The organism is Candidatus Paceibacterota bacterium (assembly GCA_028714635.1).
Classification (GTDB): Bacteria; Patescibacteriota; Minisyncoccia; order Phycocordibacterales; family JAQTLZ01; genus JAQTLZ01.
Genome location: JAQTLZ010000006.1, coordinates 21,307 through 39,144, shown reverse-complemented (window position 1 = coordinate 39,144; position 17,838 = coordinate 21,307). Strand labels below are relative to the sequence as shown.

The window sequence follows — 17,838 nt, the reverse complement described above, 5'->3', positions numbered from 1 at the left end:
TTAAAGAAAAAGTAAACTCATGATTCGTGAGGCCGCCTATTTTGCAATCGTCCAAGTTGTTCCGTGAATAGGGAATTGTCCCGATACTGCTGTTGCATTTGTATCAATCGATGTAACATCGATTTTGAGTTGTGTTCCGATATAAGGAGTAACATTGCTCGTGAGGATTGCTTTAATAGTGAAGAGACGCATTTGGCCCGGTGCAAAAGTTGCATCTGTCGGAGCAAAAGCTGAGCCATCAGTTTTAAAAGGACTTAAACCTTCTGCGCCACCAGCGATACCCCGCGAGCCCCCTTTATCGTCCACAGTTGAAAGTCCGATGATTGATTGAGTCGGAGCAGTGCCATTTTGTTGTACCCAAAATCCTCTAAGAATTGCAAGCTCTTTTCCCACATTGGTAATTTGAAGATAAGAGATCGGTACAGTTTTGCCTGCGTGTACCACTCCACCAGAAAGAAGCGGGACAAGCGATACTACGAGCGTTGTGGATGCATGACTTGCCACAACTGGAGGTGGCGGTGTTGGAGTTGGTGTTGAACCAGGCGCTTCTACACCGCAAGAGATTCCGGTCGTTACGCTAAAGCCGTTCGTTGAAGAACATCCCGCGGGCAGAGGAGTAACAGGTTGGGGAGTACACTGAACGCCTGTTGTGACGCTGTAACCTGCCGACGACGTGCAACCCTCTGGCAATTTCACACTGCATGATTCGCCCGTTAGGATGCTAAAGAGTGCGCCGGGGAAACAGCCACTGATAGGAGAAATTGTTGAGGAACAAGGTGCTCCGGTCAGGGTGTTGAATAAAGCACCCTGTCCGCAAGGAATATTTGTATTTGAAGAAGTACCGCATCCGTACAACGCGTTTAGTTTTGTCCGCGTTGAAGGACCGACAAAGCCTGTGCCGCGCGAGAGGCGGTTCGGTGTGAGAATTTGTGACGCGTATTTCTCTTGAAATCTGGATACTGCCAGAGCGACTGCGCTATTGTATGTGGCGATAGGAGAACTGGTGTTCCAAAGGCCTTCGTTCGTAAGAATTTCTTTGAGTGCTCCCGCCTCTTGCAGACTCAATGGCTTGCTTATTCCGAGATCTCGCGTGAAAGTAAAACAGAAATTCGCTGGTGTTTGGGCGAGAGTCATGGACGGAATACAGGCCGTAAAGAGGAGAGATGCAGTGAGAATCACCTCTGCGAACGAACTAAATAATGAGGAACTTTTTTTCATAAATGAGGCGTGAATTATTTGCGGATAAAAAGCGTGGCAACCTTATACCCATTTTCTATTAAATACACCCGAAGTCAACAAGAATGGGACAAAAAACACCCCATATGCTATTGAAGACGCGTAAAACAATGAAAGATTACTCTTTTGTATGTAACAAATCATCCATCCGCTCGTCATAATAAGCGAGTCGAATTATCATTAGCTAATTCTTTGAAATAAAATGTCAACAATAATTAATACTCCAGGAAATTCTAGCGAAGACTCAGGACTTGGAATCATTCTCGGTGTTCTCATCGCGATCATAGTGATCGTGCTTTTCTTTGTCTACGGCCTTCCGGCTTTGCGAGGCAGTCAGACTGCACAACCCTCAAATGGTATAAACGTAAATGTCTCATTGCCTACAAATGCACCAGCTTCTACCGGTACAACATATTAGTACCAGTAGGAGATTCATACAAATACTTATGAAATCATCAGGACACAAGATATCAGTAAATAAGGATAGAAAATACAAGAAAGAGGGCAATGGGGCAAAAGATATGAGGGGAGAAAGTCATTATAAGATGTCAGACCGTATGAGAAAGATGATCGAAGATGTGAGGAAATTGAGGATGTGAAAATGAAAAAAATGCTCTCGACATCGAGAGCATTTTTTTCATTTCTGGTTTTTTCTTATTTCGTTTTGAATGTCATTCGATCTCCCCGAACAGTACCCTCGCTGTTTTGCGCTGCGATTCGGAAGTAATACGTAGTCGCTCCCGGGAGTCCGGAAATGTCGGCCGTTACCGGCACTGCATTTGTACCTGCAGTTATCGTCGCGCTATCTGTTGTTTGGATAAGTACAGAACCTAATAGAGAATCAGTGCTGTATTCAAACCAATACGTGGTATCTAAACCACTTGGATTCACTGTGCCTTGGAGCGTCGCTCTGCTGGATGTAACACCTGTAGCGGCTCGAGTTGTCGCTGTCGGTTCAGACGGGCTTGCCGGTCCAAGAGTCTTGAAGTTCACGATCGCGCCGTTTACTGTGCCGAATTGGTTCTGGGCATTGATGCGGAAGTAGTAAGTGGTAAGGGGGAGAAGATCGGTAAGTGATATTGAAGCGGAAACTTTTGCTGTGCCGTCTCCCGCATTCACGAAGGCGCTTGTGTTGCCGAGGTTTGCGGTCTTTCCATACTCAAACCAATACTGCGTCGAGGCTCTGTTTGGAGTAACTTCTCCATTAAGATTTGCGGTATTTCTTGATATTCCTGTTGCAACGAGTGTCTTAGTTCCAGGAGCGCTTCCAACTGGCGGAGGATTTCCGTGCGTAGTTTGGAACGAATAAGTTGTACCAGTGACGGTACCGAATTCATTTTGGGCTACGAGGCGGTAGTAATAAGTCGTATCTTTTGTTAGGCCGGTAATGTAATTGGGAGCTGTAATCGCAACGTATCCGGAGCCTAGCACTTGGTTTGTTGTTTTATTTCCCAGATTCGATGTGAGACCGTATTCAAACCAGAAACTGGTGAAGGAACCGTTGGGAACTACTGTACCTGTCACAATTGCTGTCGTATCTGTAGGGAACACTGTTGTGCTTGTGGTTACTGCCGGATTTCCCGGTTGATTTGAAACCGGAGATTCAGTGCTAGTCGTTAGGGGAGTTGGCGAGCCATTGAGTGGCGTTGTGCTGGTATTCTGGCTTCCCACATAAATCAAACCGCCGATCACGAGAACTGCAATAACTCCTATAATTATAGATGTAGCTTTCATAATATTTGCGTTAGCTTATATGCACTTGAAGACGTATTTACGGCTAAGAAATTACAGTTTTTCTTATCACTGAACAAAATAAATACCGCCTTCCGGCGGTATTTATTTTGTTCGTCTTAACTTGTGCCCACTAGTTTCAATTAGTTAGATTGAAGGCGTAGTGAAGCTAGATTCGCTTGATGACGTGACATTACCGGAAGCATCTCGTGATCGTACAAAGTAGTGATACGTTGTGGATGCGGTGAGGCCAGTTAATACCATGTCATGATTTTCTACCAGAAGCCCTGATGAGACCTTTGGGGTGGTCGATGCGTCAGTAACTGGTGTCGCTGTCGAATAAAAGACAACGCTTGTTGCCGATTCATTTGTTGTCCACGTAACCTCTGCTGTTGTCGAAGCAGTGGCGGTAGCCGATACACTTGAGACAACCGGAGCTGTTACATCGGGGGCTTCCCGTGTGGTGAAGGAATGTTCACCGGACGTAGCAGTATTTCCCGAAGCATCAGTTGCCGTTACTACATAGTAGTAAGTAGTTCCTGCTGTGAGACCTGCAACTTCCAGATGATGGAAGCGGGTCAAACCTGCAGAGCTTACTGACGGTGTTGTTGAAGTCGCTACAACCGGCGAAGTAGTGCTGTAGTACACCTTAGCGCTCGCTGCTTCATTGGTGAAGAAGAGCACTCTGCCCGTATTTGTAGCCATGCTGAATGCGAATGGTCCGACGATTGTTGGAGCAGTCGCATCAGGCGTTGGCGTCGGTGTTGGACTAGGTGTTGTTGTTGGGCTTGGTGAAGGTGTTGGACTAGGCGATGTTGTTGGCGAAGGCGTAGGGGTTGGTTCATGGTCGCCTGCAAGTTTCTTTAGGATGCCTGGGGCATGAAGAAGCCCGCGAGGAATCTTTCCTGATTTGCCCGCGCCATTTTCAAGAAGTTCTCTTATGCGATCAAGTCCATGATTACCCTCTTCTTTATCCTCGTCTTCACCATCTTCATCTTCATCATCTGCGTCTGCGTGTACTGAAGCGTGCGAGTCCGCTTTGATTGAAGCTTCATTATCTTCGCTTTTTATTTGTGAAGAAAGATGGAGTCCAAAGAAGCCATGACTATTAGCATTTTCCGCACCAACGAACGCTGGTGTAAAGGTGCTTAACGCCAGAAACAGGGTGGTGACAAATGCTAACGTTTTAAGGGTTATTTTTTTCATTTTTGTCGTTGAATAAGTTAATGCTTGTAATGTTCGGCCTTTACTCATATTGTGGCGAACCGGAAAGGGGATTGTTACCAGAAAATACAGCCAAAATGCCCCGATTGTATCGGGGCATTTTGGCTGTATTTTCTATTCTTTTTCGTTCTTCTCTCCGTGAGATTCTCCAGGGTTCAATCTCAATTCCTCAAGGATTTTCTGGTGCTTTTCAACGACTTTTTGAATAGTGTTATTTCGGTTTTCCTCTGCATTTTCTTGGGCTCCGTTGTTCCTTGGAGATGGAGATGATTTTAGCTTCTCATTATTTTCTTCCCCATTACTATTGCCAAAGTTTTTTGGCGTTGCTGTTGGAATTATGAGAGATACTTTATTATCATCTTTATTTTTCTTTTCCTTATCCAAAGCGCTCTCGGCTTTAAAAGCCCGATCTGTCTGTTCTGATACGTCTTTTCTCACTTCCTCCTTTATCGATCCTTCAAGTTTTTTTGAATCAGAAAGTTTCTCCGCTTCATTTAAACGCTCTTCCATGAGGTTAGTTTCAAAGAGGGCTTCCGAAGTAAGGGAAGTTTTATGGAAAAACCGCGCTACTTTTTCGTTCACCTTTGTTTTAACGGGGTAGAGGATGTCGCCTGGGATGGATTGATTTGCGGCGAATGCAACTCCGCCTCCAAAGAGCACAAGAATAAGAACAGAGGCGAGCACAAATTCAAAGTGTTTCTTTGAAAAATGAAACCAAGCAAAATAAGGCGACGAGACCGGCGCCGGCACGAAAAGCGCGCTTTTCGAATCAATTTCTTTGAAAAGCGATGCTTTCAAAGAAGCTTTTTCAGAGGGGGAGAGTTTCACTTCCCGCATTCTCTCTATTATTTTTTGCATTTTTTGGTCCATATTTCAAATATTATTTACTTATTTCGCGCAAACGGCCAAGCGCTCGGTGAACTCTTACAGAAATGGTATTTTCTCTTTCATTCAGAACTTCAGCGATTTCTTTTGGAGAGAGGTCTTCCACGAAACGTAGAATGAGAATTTCTTGATCCTCGTTCTCGAGCTTGCCGAGCATTTTCATAAGCTGTTCTTTTTCAGCAAATGCGCTCGTATCGGCTTTCTTATCTTCGGGTTCGAATCCCTGCTCTAGGAGATTGTCGAGCGATGAAGTTTTTTTCTTTCGATACCAGTCAATCACGGTATTTCGGGCTAATCGGTAGAGAAATGGCCTGCCCAAGACGATAGTGTGATCTTGCATATATACCCACGCTTTTAGGCATATATCCTGGAGCATATCCTTGGCGAGCTCGCGATCTCCTGTTTTAAAGAAACAGTAGCGAAATAGCGCGTCGGCATAAGCCTCATAGAGATCCCCGAATTCTTTTCTCAATTTTTCTTTCTCCATAGCTTCTGGCGGATAAGAGGTCAATTTCTTACTGTTCTGTCCTTTTTACAGTATCGCATCTTGCGGATTTAAACAACAAATTGTTGAGAAATAACAAGAGGAAAAGCCACGTTTCTGTGGCTTTTCTCTCCTGTAATTTCCCTTAGTTTGTAGTTCGGAAAGTTGCAGGTAATGTGATATTTTCGTTACCAAAGGCATCTCGTACGTAGACAACGAAGTAGTAGGTTGTATTTGAATCGAGTCCGCTCAAGTTTGCACTGTGGGATGCCCTCAAATCATTGTTTACCAAAAGACTTGAGCCTCCAACACTCACTCCTCTTGTCGCACTCGCTTCTACCATGGCGATAGGATGAGTGTCGTAGTAAAGTATCGCGGAAGTATTATTTCTCGTATTCCAACTTATGCTTGTTGTGGTTCGTCCCACGTCTACACTTAATGGTCCGATGACTGGAGCTTCGCTTCCCACATTGCCATTCATCTGTACATTAAGAACTGCTAATGTGAGAGGTCCGACACGGCCGACTCCTGGAATACCATTTCGAATCTGGAAATTAGTAACTGCAGCTTTTGTAAGCGGTCCGAAGTAGCCTGTAACGAGGCCTTGCGGATAGACGCCTGGAAGTCCTGCTAGGAAGGCTTGAAGCGCTGAAACATCCGCTCCCGACATTCCGAGCTGTAGTTGGCGATTCAGTGTTGCAGCACTCGCGCCTCCCGGCGAAACCAAAAGAAGTGCCGCTACTACAGCCGTTCCCATAAAGAGACCGGATGCAATTTTTGAGAAACGTTTATTGTTAGCCATACTATTATATTAATTAAGTTGATAAGAAAGGCTCGACCTTTCCATTACTATTCTCTATAAAGAAGTCGTTTCAAACGAGAGCCCATTACAAGCGTTTTTTCAGAAATGTGCTCTTTTCAAACGGCTGAAATTTTTGAAAAATCACGCCCGTAAAAAATAAAATCATCTCGTAGGAGATGATTTTATTTTTTCATTTTACTTCCGAATGTGTGAGAAAGTTAGGAGACAGTTACTCTGTCGCCAACAAGGCCGTCAGCTGGATTTACAAGAAGCATAACTCCGCTATGTTCATCGATGTTCGGTGCCATCTGTATTGCTGTCCAAGGATCTGCTGCAGTAACAGTGCTAACTTCGCCGGCCTGGTTCACATACGCATATGTTGCTGCGGACGCGAAAACTGGAAAGGCTACAGCAAGCACGGTCATCGCAGTCGCTCCAGCCTTGAGAAGATTTATTTTTTTCATGATATTTACTTGCGATTATTTGTTAATGGATCTAATAGGTCGACCTCCTACGTATTATCTCTGCCATAGATGACGTCCGGCAGAGGCCGATATTACAGTGTTTTCTCTGCTTGCCTTATGTCCGACGTACTGCTTTTACAATTGCAATAAGCACGACTGCGCCGATAATGGCGACTATAAAGCTATACAAATTGAAGCCGCTTACTCCGCCTTGGCCCAAGAAACTCATGATCCATCCGCCAAGTACCGCACCGATAATGCCTACAACGATGTTAAGTACCGCGCCTTGCTCTGCGTTTGTTTTCATAATCATTGAAGCGATCCAACCAACTAATGCACCGAAGATAATCCAAAGAATGATTCCCATATATTTTTTAATTAAAGATTAGTAAATACTCACGCGACCTTTTTCTTATTATGCTTTTTCCTCTCTCTCAAGTTTGTCAGCTGCTTCGGGAGTTGATACGGTTTTCCCGATGAGAAAGAGTTTGATGATGCCCCAAGCGATAACCCAATATACGAACATGGCGAGAAGCGTAGTCCACTCAAAAATACTTCCCTCGACGTACGTAATACGGAATACATTAAGAAATGGAGCTGCAAAAATGTACGTCAGGCCATAAATGAAACTACTGAATCCCGCGTTTGGGTTTGCTCCGAGGAGTTTTAAAACAAATCGGAATAATAATATTACTTCAATGAAACCCAGAATGTACCAGACTACTTGAGTGCCTCGGTATAATGGTTTAGTTGTCGGAGAATTATATGAATCCATGATTTTGAGAATTAGGTTAATAACACTTATCGACCGTCCTTACGCCTTCTTTTTCAATTCAACGATATCTCTTTCCAATCTTCCCATGTTGAGTTCCAATCTTGTTGCCTTTCCGGTAACCCCGGCTTCAAAATCATTTATATGATCCGAAAGTCTTTTGGCAACAAGCATCATTTCAGACACATCTTCCATTGCGAGAAGAATAATAGGAGGGAAGAGTTTTGATTGTGCTCCTTCTCGGTAAATACGTCGGGCGTTCAAAATCATCACTTTATGCCCGACAAGAGGAAAATCGTGGCTTACTTCAAAGCCTTTGAAAAAGCTGTTTCGGGGTAGGATTTCCTCAAGAAGTTTCCGCAAGGCAGGAATGTTCCACTGGCCATTTCCAAGCTCATACACAAGCTTTTTTTCGGTGTCCCGTGCTTCGACCTGGAACGTTCTGTAGAAAGATTCATTCGCAGCCATGACGCAGAGATTTTTATCGAGAATCAAAAACGGCTCGTGCATAATGTCCACAACCGTCTTTATATATGTCCAACTCTCTTCCCACATTTGATCCAGAGGATCAGCACTTACAACTCTTACGCTTCGCCCCCTCTTCCCCTTCTTTTTTTTAGTTTTTTTCATATTCTCTGAGCCGTTCGGGAAAGTGAACCATTACAACAAAAAAGCCCCTATGAAAAAGGGGAAAAGTGCCTATAGAAAGCCACAAATCAGGCTTTTTTGATCAAAGGGAGAGTAACGGTAAAAGTGCTGCCTTTACTCAGGGTGCTTGAGGCGTGGATAGTGCCTCTGTGAATTTCGGTGATCCATTTTGCAATGGCGAGACCAAGCCCTGTTCTTTTTCCTTCAGGATCACGCACTTTCCCCGCGCGGTAAAATCGCTCAAAGATACGGCCCAGATCTTCTTTCGATATGCCTATTCCGCTATCCCGAACCGTTATGACGACCTTATTTTGCTCTTTTCTCGCGTCGACTCTCACGAATCCTTTTTTCTTATTGTAAGTAATAGCATTTTTGATGAGATTTAAAAAAAGTTTTTGCAAGTATATCTTGTCGCCCCTCACGAAGAGCGGAGGTATCGGGGTGAATTGTAAAGAGACGTCTTCTTGGTGAGCAAGCACTTTGGCGCGCTTCACAGTATCTCTTAAGAGTTTTGAAAGATCCACCTCGTGAGCAAGAATCATTCTTTCGACCCCCACTTGAGGAGATGTCAGCATGGTGAGGTCTCCCAAAAGATGCGAGAGGTGTTCGACTTCGTGGTTGATGGCTTGAAGGGCACTCTTGGGAGATTTCAGTTTCCCGCTTTTTCCTGTGCGAAGCGCGAGATCAGCATTTCCCCGGATAATAGCGAGCGGAGTGCGGACCTCATGAATGGTGTCAGCAACAAATTCTGTTTTGAGCTTTTCTTCCTCAAGTTTTACCTTGATAGCCAGGGTTTCTTTCTGGCTACGCAAGAGTTCTTCCTTTTCCTTATGCTTCGTGATGTCAATAATGACACCTTGAGCTGCTGGCTTGCCTTGATAGGTAAAAGGTGTCGAAGCTATCTCAACACTTTTTACTTCACCGGTAAGAGTAACAATTTTATATTCAATGAAGGGGAGATTTCTTTTTTCTTCGAAGGTAGCTTTCATTCTCTGTCGAAGTTGCTCGTAATAGTCAGGATGAAAAAAATTAATAACCGGCTTGCCGATAAGATCCTCAGGTTTTTTACCTCCGTACAGAGCTATGGCCGCGCTATTAAGAAAGCGAAATACCCCGTCGCTATGAACGAAGAGCGCGTCAGGGGAAAGTTCAACAATTTTTTTATATTGCTCCTCATTTTCTTCGATGATTTTGTTTGCGTCAGTGAGAACTGAAATATTGACCCACGAACCGAGAATTTCTGCGGGTTTATTTTTTTTATCCCGAAGGAGAACAGCGTGATCCCTGAACCAATGATATTTTCCATCTTTATGAAGCCAGCGATATGCAACATCCATTGAAGAAATCTGTCCCGAGCGGAGCTCGTTCAGTTTTTTGATAACCCGTTCTTTATCTTCCGAATATAAACGTTTTGCCCAAAAAACAGGATCCTTCGTGAAATTTTCGTACTTAAAACCTGTACTTTTTACTATATCTGAACTCATCGAAACGATACTCCATTTATGGTTCTTAATGTCCGGGATGCACTTATAGAGAACCACAGGTATTTGCAGTTTAAATACGGGAGAATCATTTACCAACGTTTTTATTGTTTTTTTATTGTTTTTTTCGCGAGCCATATTCCCCGATTAGCATTAAAATTTTAGTCTCGATCTGTGAATTTTCAAATTGAACTTATCTATAAATGGTGCCAGAAAAAATGAAGAGGGCATAGCTTCATTATTCTTTCCCGTCTTGGTCTGACGGTTTTGAAAAACGAGACCTGCCCCCTTTTTAACTAGACATCCGCCGAAAGGACGATAAAACTATAGACATGTCCCAAAGGCGGACCCCCGTAATACTCGCACTTCTCCTTGGCAACCTCGGCTCTTATTTTGCCGTTACCCTTGCTAGCCCAGGCGACCATGTCGTCCGCACTATAGGGGGTCGAGTGCTTCCATGTGGTACCTACGTTATCCTCCGGGAGTGGGTGAACGAGGCACACTCGGCGATCACATTGCGGGACAAAACCTTTAGGAGTACATAGAAATGCTCCCAAAAGCCCCATGACCTTTTCTGCCTCTTCGATTGATAGGAGCTGAACCCATTGTCCGGCATAAAATAATCCGGAATTGAGGCACTCCAGTCCATCGGGAGACCAACGGTCTTGGAATTCGCCCTCCCTTACATCAAATGCGTTTGTGTGTGCGGGAACCCCGTGTTCCCTCATGGCACGTCTCGCATTCTCGCACGCAACGCTGCTGACGTCCCTGAAAATGATTTCAAAGCCCATTTTTATGGCTTTGAGAGCCAGCTCTACCTCACGAAACTTGCCGACAGCAGTCCACTGCATGTAACGACAATCCCGGAAGCTTCGCGTCCTATGGAATTTCTCTAAAAGAGGCAGCATGTTTCTGACACAGAAGTCACCGATTTTCCAGCTTTCTGCCTGGTGGACTTCTTTAGTCAAGAGACCCTGATCCACGATCGCCTGAGGGGCGAGCGCAAACTCCTCTTCTAGCCACTTGTCCCAGTTCTGCGCAAGTTCTTGCACTTGTCTTTGCTGGGCCGAAAGAACTTGTTCGAACTCCATTCGGTATGGGTCTGTTCTCTGGTCCATTTTTAGTCTCCTTTGGGTTTGTACAGCTGTCCTTAAGATACCACGAAATATCAAAAGTACAAGGGAGACGGGAATGTTACCCCTTATCCTTTCAATGTGAAGCCAACGCCTCGAATTGTTTGAATAAAAGGGATTTTTCGTTTTGAATCGATTTTTGCACGCAGATAGTTCATATGGACGTTCAATTCATTGTTCTTTTCTTGAAATTCAGGCCCCCAGGCGTCATCCAAAAGCTGCCGTCTCGTCAACGCCTCTCCTTGATGTGAAAGGAGCGCAAAAAGCAGGCGGTATTCTTTGAGGGTAAGAGGTATGACTTTGCCTGCGCGGGTAACTTCATGTTTCTTGCTGTCGAGAATGATGTCAGAAACTTTGAGTATTGTTGATTCGGTTGTTTTTCGTCGGCGGAGTATCGCTCGGATTCTCGCAAAAAGTTCGTTCATGCCGAATGGCTTCACGAGATAGTCGTCTGCGCCCAAGTCGAGTCCCGCAACCCGGTCTTCAACCATGCTTCGTGCAGTGAGCATCATGATGGGAGTATGTACCGAATGGAAGCGAAGCTCGTAGCAAATTTCCATGCCGTCCATCCGGGGGAGCATGATGTCGAGAATGATGAGTTCGTATTTTCCGTTGAGCGCTTTTTCGTAGCCGGTCTTTCCATCGAGTGCGGTGTCGACAGCGTAGCGCTCTCCTTTGAGTGCCTTTTTTAATAGATCCGATAATTTTTTATCATCTTCAACGATTAAAATGGTCATAAAGGCATAATAACACGCTTTACTTTTTTTGTTAAGTTTGGATTAAGAAATAAGGGGAGTAAAAATTTCCTGTCTTTTCAAGGGGAAAAGAGGGAAGCGGGGTTGACGCCTCTCCCGATGTAATTTCTATTGTTAAATTAAGGTTAAATATGCTTGACTTCATCTGCCATACCAACTAACATTAACTTTATGTTAAATAACACCCTAACCGTTATGACGATCGAGCAAAAAATTACTCAAGCGTACAATAACTATCAGAAGGGTCTGAGCAGGTACTCTTTTTCAAAGATTAGTAATCGTGCAACCGGAGAAGACTTGGTTCAGGATACATTTATGAAAACCTGGACGTATCTTGTGAAAGGAGGACGAGTTGATTCAATGAAAGCATTTCTTTATCACGTGCTCAATAACTTGATCGTCGATCAGTATCGAAAGAAAAAAACTTCTTCACTCGATGTCCTTCTCGAAAAAGGATATGAACCAAAGGCGCCGGATGGTGACCGTCTCATCAACACTCTTGATGGAAAATCAGCGTCGCTACTTATAGAAAAGCTTCCAGAGACGTATCAAAAGGTGATGCGAATGCGATATATTCAGGACCTATCGCTTGCGGAAATGGCATCAGAGACAGGCCAGTCAAAAAATGCTATAGCAGTACAGCTTCACCGAGGGCTTGAGAAGCTGAAACTCCTCTATAATCGAAGCTAGATTCTACTCGGAAAGCGCTTTTAAAATCTCCTCGCGCCCTTCTTTTGTTTTTGCAGAACAGGGAATTATCTCAATTCCAGGCATTAGGTTCGAAATAGCTTTTAGTTTCTTACTTCGCTCTTTTTGGTTTAAGAGATCAATTTTATTGGCGACTACGACAAGATCGCGATTGTGTTCACGTAGAAGCCGGAGCATTTCCATGTCCATATCGCTTGGACCGGCTTTGGCATCCAGGACAAGCACTATTTTTCTTTCGAATACTTCGACATCAAAAAGATACCACTGGATCATTCTTCCCAGTTGGTTTCGCATTTCGACGGACTTTTTTGCATAGCCGTAGCCGGGCAAGTCTACAAAGTAAAATTCTTTATTAACGAGGAAAAAATTGATCTCGAGCGTTTTACCGGGCGTTTTTCCGGATTTTACGAGATTTTTCCGATTCAGGACAAAATTCATAAGGCTCGACTTTCCCACGTTCGAACGGCCTATGAAGGGGATTTGAAGCCGGAGTTCCCCGAGGATCTTATCAGTCCCCCGAATGCCTTTTTTAAACTCTGCACTCGTAATTTTCATTTTTGTATAGTACACCCAGGCACTCACTTTGTAAAAAGTGAGTGCCTGGGTAACCGAAAGCGTGTTTTTTGTCATTTTCTGTCATTGTTGTTATTAAAATGAATATATGCATTTTCTTGTATTTTTCTCCTTCGGATGTAGTATTCATACTAGTAAAGAAGTGGGAATTCATCCCAAAGCTGATACAGCTCATGTATCTTTGAAAACTGAAAGCGAGGTTCCCATGCAGGGCGTCGAAGTTGCCCATCTCAATGCCGCGATCAAGGCAGGGCTCAAGGCCACATACGATTTTTGGAATTCCACTGTCGAAGAAGCACTTCGTCCCGTTTCGAAATACGGGAAGAAAGATACTCTCGGCATGGATGCTGGTCCGGAAATCACGATTTGCGAAGCTTTGGCTCAGTATGATTCTGGCGGAGTGGTGGTGACAGAAGAAATTGGTTCGCGCGAGGAAAAACATCGCGAAGACCTGTTTCGTGTCGGTAACCCGAACACATTTCGAACTGTTTGGGTGAGCGATCCGACCGATCGTTCGAATCAGCTCAAGCTATTCTTGAACGGAGGTCCCAAAGACAGAAGGATCGGAGATATTTTGAACGAGGCAGATAGTATAAAGCGCTGGGAAAATGACTTCGGTTCGCCCGCTGTCATTACTGGAGCATGTTCTGCCATCAGTTGCATCCGCCGTGGCGTCCCCATTTTCAGCGTCATTGTTAATTACATCACTCGCCATCTCGTGGTGTCTTGCGCCGCTGGGAACCGGATACTCGTACTTCCTCCGGAACGTCCGGAGCTTGTTGACCTGCAGTATGTACGGGAAAGAGGCGAGCTTCTCGATTTTCCTGGTATCGACGGCGATACCGAAAGCATGAGGAGATTCGTCACTTTCCTCGGAGATGTTGGCAAGGTCGGCTACAAGGAGAATTTCGATGACAGCGGACTTATGGGCGCGGAGGAGATGAAGAAGCATTTGCACTACGCCTTACCGGGCGGACCTGCTCGTGTTCTCTATCTTTCTTCGCTCCAGCCCAAAGACAAGCGCATCGGCTTTATACTCGCGAACGGAGAGAAAATCGGTGAATGGGCTCACTGGCTCTCATTTCTCCAGTTCGCGAAAAGCCAGACCGATGAAAGCCAGCCGGCACTTCGGCTTTACGAAGTTTATCAGGATCGGCCGTGGACGAAGGAGGGGATTCTGATGTCCACTCCCCCGAACTACAGCATCTTCAGGGAACACGATTCTGAAATGCATATGGACATCGGCCAGCTTCTTACTATGTCGAACCCGAGCCAGTTCCGCTCGACGCTCATTATGTCGCCCTACGATAATCGCTGGGCGGTTCGGTCCGGAAGCCAGTCAGGATACCGAGGCATCAGGTTCTAGCTTCGTTCTCAAAAAGAGACAGATTGCCAAGTCGAAAGATTTGGCAATTTTTATTGCAACCTTTTAACTATATTTTTCGGATATGCTAGAATGGCGAAGTGAACAAATTTCTTTCTAAATTAGGGCAAAAAATAAAGCGAAATTGGGTTTTGCTCGCTATTCTTTTGATTTTACTTGGCGGAATCGGTTATGGCGGATTTCGTTTTTCCAAACTCAATGATCAGAAAATCGCCCTTGAGGAGAAAGTAAAAGGACTTGAAGTTGAACTCAAAGATACGCAGGAAACTCTCTCGCAAATTAAAGGTGAAAAAGAGGATTTGTCGACCACGCTAAGCGGAGTAAAAAAAGAAAATAAAGCCTATTCGGAAAAGGTGGAAGATCTCTCCGGCACGGTAGATAAATTGAGTGGGACAGTTGAAGTACTTCATAAAGTTATCGAGACTGACCCCCAGCTCCTTATTAAATATTCAAAAGTATATTTTCTGAATGATAACTATATACCAACTGGGCTCGCGACTATTACGTCGAAATATATTTTTAATAAAGAGTATCCGCTTCAGATTCACGATAAAGTTCAGCCTTTTTTGGAGGATATGCTGAAAGACGCGAATGCGGATAAAATGCCGCTTTTAGTTGCGTCCGGGTATCGTTCATTTCAAGTGCAATCACAGATAAAATCGAGATATGCGGTTATCTATGGAGCGGGGACTGCGAATTCATTTTCTGCTGATCAGGGATATTCAGAACATCAGCTCGGCACTACGGTGGACCTCACCATTCCGAGCATAGGAGGCGGACTTACTGGATTCGAAACGACGCAATCGTATCAGTGGCTTCTCAAAAATGCTTATAAATACGGCTTTATCCTCTCCTATCCGCCAAATAATAAATATTACATATACGAACCATGGCATTGGAGATTTGTCGGATTAGATCTAGCACTTCGTCTTCATGACGAAGGAAAACATTTCTATGATCTAGACCAGCGAGATATCAACCACTATCTCCTCTATATTTTCAATACGAAGTTGACTCCTGATGCAGGCACAACTGTGCAGTAGGAAATACATTTCACGTTAAAGTGAAAGGGGGAACAGTAACTAACGGTCCCACCTGAACCCATTTCCAAAATGCCCGTACTCGGCGGTTTTGCGGAATTGAGGTTTACGAAGCTGTAAATATTTTATAATTGCTGATGGGCGCAGATCATATCCTTTCACTTCTTCTTGTCTGCCGTCAATATCCACTACGGCCATAAGCGGTTCTGCAACGCCGATAGCGTAGGCAATATGGACGAAGACTTCTTTCGCATGGTGCTTCTTTAAATAATCAACAGCAATTTTACGAGCCATATAAGCGGCGCTTCGGTCTACTTTCGTTGAATCTTTTCCTGAAAATGCTCCGCCTCCAACAGGAATATTCGGGCCGTAATTATCTACTGCCAATTTTCTTCCAGTGAGTCCCGTGTCGGCGTGGAATCCTCCGATAGTCCACTTGCCATTTGGATTTTGAAGCCAAATGCTTTTGATATTCTTTACGTGCTTTGGCAAATATTTCTTGAAGCTCATTACTGTCTGCTCGAGCTTTACGTCCTTCATATTTCCACTCGTACAAAGCGAGGTGAGAATCTTTTCAATTTTCCCGTCTTTGACTGTAACCTGTGCTTTGCCGTCATGCGCTCCCATAGCTTTGCAGAGTTTTCGTGAAAGTACTACTTCTAGCGGAAGCATTTCAGGAGTTTCACTTGTTGCATAGCCAACCATGATTCCCTGGTCTCCCGCACCGTCATTATCCACGCCGTGGCTTATTTCTGGGCTTTGCTCAACGACATTCACCACTACGCCGATGTCTTCGTTATAACCGCAATCTTTGTAGACATTTTTAGCAATTTCGCGGATATTTACATATGCTTTGGTCGTTAATTCTCCGCACACGGTAATAACGCCGTGTCCTCCAAGCGTTTCAATCGCGACACGAGATTTTGGGTCTTGTGTAAGGCAAGCGTCGAGAATTGCATCTGATATCTGATCGCACACTTTGTCTGGGTGAGCCTTTGTCACTGATTCGGCAGTTTTCAACATGGTAATTTAAAAATTAATTTTTAATAAAAAATCTCCCACTAAGGAGAGTAAATTAGCCAGCTGGCGTATCTTCCCCCCGAAGGGTCGGAGGGAGCACTAACTCGATTACTCGAAAGTTGCTGGATGGATCATAAAGCCGATTCTTTCCCCATCACTCTTGATAATTTCTTATGTAATTGTATTTCTAGTGTAGCGTCTTTTTTAAAAGTAGGCAAGTTATTTTGTGTTGCGGTCCGAGTGTGATAAAATCATGTCATGAGAACAAATATCAAGTATACGCGTGTCGCAAATACGCCCGATATCGAAAGACATATCGCGAGCTGTATGCAGACCATTGAAAAATTGATTGATGAAAAAGATGACAGTGCTCTTGCTCAAGTCGAGTTAGCCAAGACTTCCGCCCAAAAAACAGGTGATATCTATAGAGCGGAGATAAATATGCACATTGCGGGAGCCGATTTCTTCGCTTTTTCGGAAAAGTCAGATTTCATGAGCGCTCTTGATACTGTCCGGGACGAAATCCTCCGAAAAATGAAGACTCGCAAAGACAAGCGGGTGAGTTTTATGAGGAGAGGAGGCAGAAAAATCAAAGATTATTTGAAGGGGATTACAAGCATAATTAGAAAAAGACAATAAAAAATGAGCGAAAAATTTAGTCCAATTGGGATAGCGGTTTTTCTTGTGTTATTTGTTGGAATAGGTTTTCTTTTGTATCGAGGAATTAGTAAGAATACTAATCGGACACCAAGTGTAACAGCGACGGGAACTCCGTCGGTAAGCGAATCCGCCTCTCCTATCACTTCTAAAAAAACATCAAACACTATGGTAACTCTTAAAACAAGCATGGGTGATATTGTTCTTGAACTTTTCGCGGACAAGGCGCCAAAAACAGTAGATAATTTTATTTCTCTCGCGAGGAAAGGATTTTATGATGGGACAAAATTTCATCGAGTCATCAGAGATTTTATGATCCAAGGAGGTGATCCTCTTTCAAAGGGTGATGATACATCTCGTTACGGCACTGGCGGTCCGGGGTATACATTTCCTGATGAGATAAATGCAGAATCTCTCGGTCTTTCCGCTGACGCGATCGCACAACTTGTGGCCGTGGGGTATAAATTCCAAACTGGCATCACTTCAGCGCATCTCACGCAAGGTATTATTGCCATGGCTAATTCTGGCCCGAGTACCAATGGGAGTCAGTTCTTTATCGTAACCGCGAAAGCAACACCCTGGCTTGATGGACACCATACTCCGTTTGGAAAAGTTGTTTCCGGATTGGATATTGTGCTAGCAATAAGCAAAGTAAAAACCGGCCCGAATGATTTGCCGGTAACTCCTGTGGTCGTGAATCAGGTTGTGGTGGGGGCGAAGTAAGATAAGATTTATTCTTTTCTCAAAACAGCCCCACTGGTTCTTTGATTGCGGAATAGTCGGTTTTCTTCACGGAAAATGTGAAAACTCGCCCGCCTGTGGGGCGAGGCTCAGACAGTTC

Annotated in this window: 22 protein-coding genes; 7 read left to right on the top strand and 15 right to left on the bottom strand. The window is 44.3% G+C overall.

All coding sequences use genetic code 11. From position 1 onward, the window contains the following. Positions 1-36: 36 nt before the first annotated feature. Positions 37-1,218 carry a hypothetical protein gene (locus PHS53_04355; GenBank protein MDD5357351.1) on the bottom strand — a complete coding sequence of 394 codons (1,182 nt, stop codon included), beginning with the start codon at positions 1,216-1,218 and terminating at the stop codon, positions 37-39. A 220-nt stretch (positions 1,219-1,438) separates the two neighbouring features. Between PHS53_04355 and PHS53_04350 the strand changes: the two genes are divergently transcribed. Both PHS53_04350 and PHS53_04345 read left to right on the top strand, forming a co-directional pair. Beyond that, on the top strand, positions 1,439-1,654 hold the full coding sequence (locus PHS53_04350; GenBank protein MDD5357350.1) for a hypothetical protein: 216 nt from the start codon (positions 1,439-1,441) through the stop codon (positions 1,652-1,654). A 28-nt stretch (positions 1,655-1,682) separates the two neighbouring features. Next, positions 1,683-1,835: a hypothetical protein gene (locus tag PHS53_04345; protein MDD5357349.1), complete on the top strand. Its 153-nt coding sequence runs from the start codon at positions 1,683-1,685 to the stop codon at positions 1,833-1,835. A 55-nt stretch (positions 1,836-1,890) separates the two neighbouring features. On the opposite strand, the gene PHS53_04340 is transcribed toward PHS53_04345, so the two are convergent. From PHS53_04340 to PHS53_04285, 12 genes are all read right to left on the bottom strand, one after another. Further along, entirely contained in the window at positions 1,891-2,970 is a 1,080-nt protein-coding gene (locus PHS53_04340) for a hypothetical protein (GenBank protein MDD5357348.1), read from the bottom strand. A 144-nt stretch (positions 2,971-3,114) separates the two neighbouring features. Continuing rightward, the gene (locus tag PHS53_04335; protein MDD5357347.1) at positions 3,115-4,173 is read right to left on the bottom strand and encodes a fibronectin type III domain-containing protein; all 1,059 of its coding nucleotides are present in this window, start codon (positions 4,171-4,173) and stop codon (positions 3,115-3,117) included. Positions 4,174-4,305: 132 nt separating this feature from the next. Then, entirely contained in the window at positions 4,306-5,061 is a 756-nt protein-coding gene (locus PHS53_04330; GenBank protein MDD5357346.1) for a hypothetical protein, read from the bottom strand. 10 nt (positions 5,062-5,071) lie between these two features. Then, positions 5,072-5,563: an RNA polymerase sigma factor gene (locus PHS53_04325; protein MDD5357345.1), complete on the bottom strand. Its 492-nt coding sequence runs from the start codon at positions 5,561-5,563 to the stop codon at positions 5,072-5,074. Positions 5,564-5,705: 142 nt separating this feature from the next. Next, positions 5,706-6,362 carry a peptidoglycan-binding protein gene (locus tag PHS53_04320; protein MDD5357344.1) on the bottom strand — a complete coding sequence of 219 codons (657 nt, stop codon included), beginning with the start codon at positions 6,360-6,362 and terminating at the stop codon, positions 5,706-5,708. Between the two features lie 218 nt (positions 6,363-6,580). After that, positions 6,581-6,826 (bottom strand): hypothetical protein, encoded by a 246-nt coding sequence (locus tag PHS53_04315; protein ID MDD5357343.1) that lies wholly within the window; start codon positions 6,824-6,826, stop codon positions 6,581-6,583. A 115-nt stretch (positions 6,827-6,941) separates the two neighbouring features. Beyond that, complete coding sequence (locus PHS53_04310; protein ID MDD5357342.1) at positions 6,942-7,193, bottom strand: GlsB/YeaQ/YmgE family stress response membrane protein; 252 nt, start codon at positions 7,191-7,193, stop codon at positions 6,942-6,944. A gap of 48 nt (positions 7,194-7,241) precedes the next feature. Further along, entirely contained in the window at positions 7,242-7,601 is a 360-nt protein-coding gene (locus tag PHS53_04305; GenBank protein ID MDD5357341.1) for a YggT family protein, read from the bottom strand. Positions 7,602-7,640: 39 nt separating this feature from the next. After that, on the bottom strand, positions 7,641-8,228 hold the full coding sequence (locus PHS53_04300; protein MDD5357340.1) for a hypothetical protein: 588 nt from the start codon (positions 8,226-8,228) through the stop codon (positions 7,641-7,643). Between the two features lie 86 nt (positions 8,229-8,314). After that, positions 8,315-9,730, bottom strand: a complete 1,416-nt coding sequence (locus PHS53_04295; protein MDD5357339.1) for a PAS domain S-box protein — start codon at positions 9,728-9,730, stop codon at positions 8,315-8,317. A 293-nt stretch (positions 9,731-10,023) separates the two neighbouring features. Next, positions 10,024-10,845 carry a hypothetical protein gene (locus PHS53_04290; GenBank protein MDD5357338.1) on the bottom strand — a complete coding sequence of 274 codons (822 nt, stop codon included), beginning with the start codon at positions 10,843-10,845 and terminating at the stop codon, positions 10,024-10,026. An 83-nt stretch (positions 10,846-10,928) separates the two neighbouring features. After that, positions 10,929-11,597, bottom strand: coding sequence for a response regulator transcription factor (locus PHS53_04285; protein MDD5357337.1), 669 nt, complete (start codon positions 11,595-11,597; stop codon positions 10,929-10,931). A gap of 213 nt (positions 11,598-11,810) precedes the next feature. On the opposite strand from PHS53_04285, the gene PHS53_04280 reads away from it, so the two are divergent. Further along, entirely contained in the window at positions 11,811-12,305 is a 495-nt protein-coding gene (locus PHS53_04280) for an RNA polymerase sigma factor (protein ID MDD5357336.1), read from the top strand. A gap of 3 nt (positions 12,306-12,308) precedes the next feature. On the opposite strand, the gene yihA is transcribed toward PHS53_04280, so the two are convergent. Further along, positions 12,309-12,953, bottom strand: coding sequence for a ribosome biogenesis GTP-binding protein YihA/YsxC (gene yihA / locus PHS53_04275; protein MDD5357335.1), 645 nt, complete (start codon positions 12,951-12,953; stop codon positions 12,309-12,311). A 31-nt stretch (positions 12,954-12,984) separates the two neighbouring features. Between yihA and PHS53_04270 the strand changes: the two genes are divergently transcribed. After that, the gene (locus PHS53_04270) at positions 12,985-14,262 is read left to right on the top strand and encodes a hypothetical protein (protein ID MDD5357334.1); all 1,278 of its coding nucleotides are present in this window, start codon (positions 12,985-12,987) and stop codon (positions 14,260-14,262) included. 98 nt (positions 14,263-14,360) lie between these two features. Further along, positions 14,361-15,323 (top strand): D-alanyl-D-alanine carboxypeptidase family protein, encoded by a 963-nt coding sequence (locus PHS53_04265; protein ID MDD5357333.1) that lies wholly within the window; start codon positions 14,361-14,363, stop codon positions 15,321-15,323. Between the two features lie 39 nt (positions 15,324-15,362). Here PHS53_04265 and metK read toward each other — a convergent pair whose 3' ends face one another. Continuing rightward, complete coding sequence (gene metK / locus PHS53_04260) at positions 15,363-16,343, bottom strand: methionine adenosyltransferase (protein MDD5357332.1); 981 nt, start codon at positions 16,341-16,343, stop codon at positions 15,363-15,365. A gap of 255 nt (positions 16,344-16,598) precedes the next feature. Between metK and PHS53_04255 the strand changes: the two genes are divergently transcribed. Both PHS53_04255 and PHS53_04250 read left to right on the top strand, forming a co-directional pair. Continuing rightward, positions 16,599-16,979 (top strand): HPF/RaiA family ribosome-associated protein, encoded by a 381-nt coding sequence (locus PHS53_04255; GenBank protein MDD5357331.1) that lies wholly within the window; start codon positions 16,599-16,601, stop codon positions 16,977-16,979. A gap of 3 nt (positions 16,980-16,982) precedes the next feature. Continuing rightward, the gene (locus PHS53_04250) at positions 16,983-17,720 is read left to right on the top strand and encodes a peptidylprolyl isomerase (GenBank protein MDD5357330.1); all 738 of its coding nucleotides are present in this window, start codon (positions 16,983-16,985) and stop codon (positions 17,718-17,720) included. Positions 17,721-17,838: the final 118 nt, after the last annotated feature.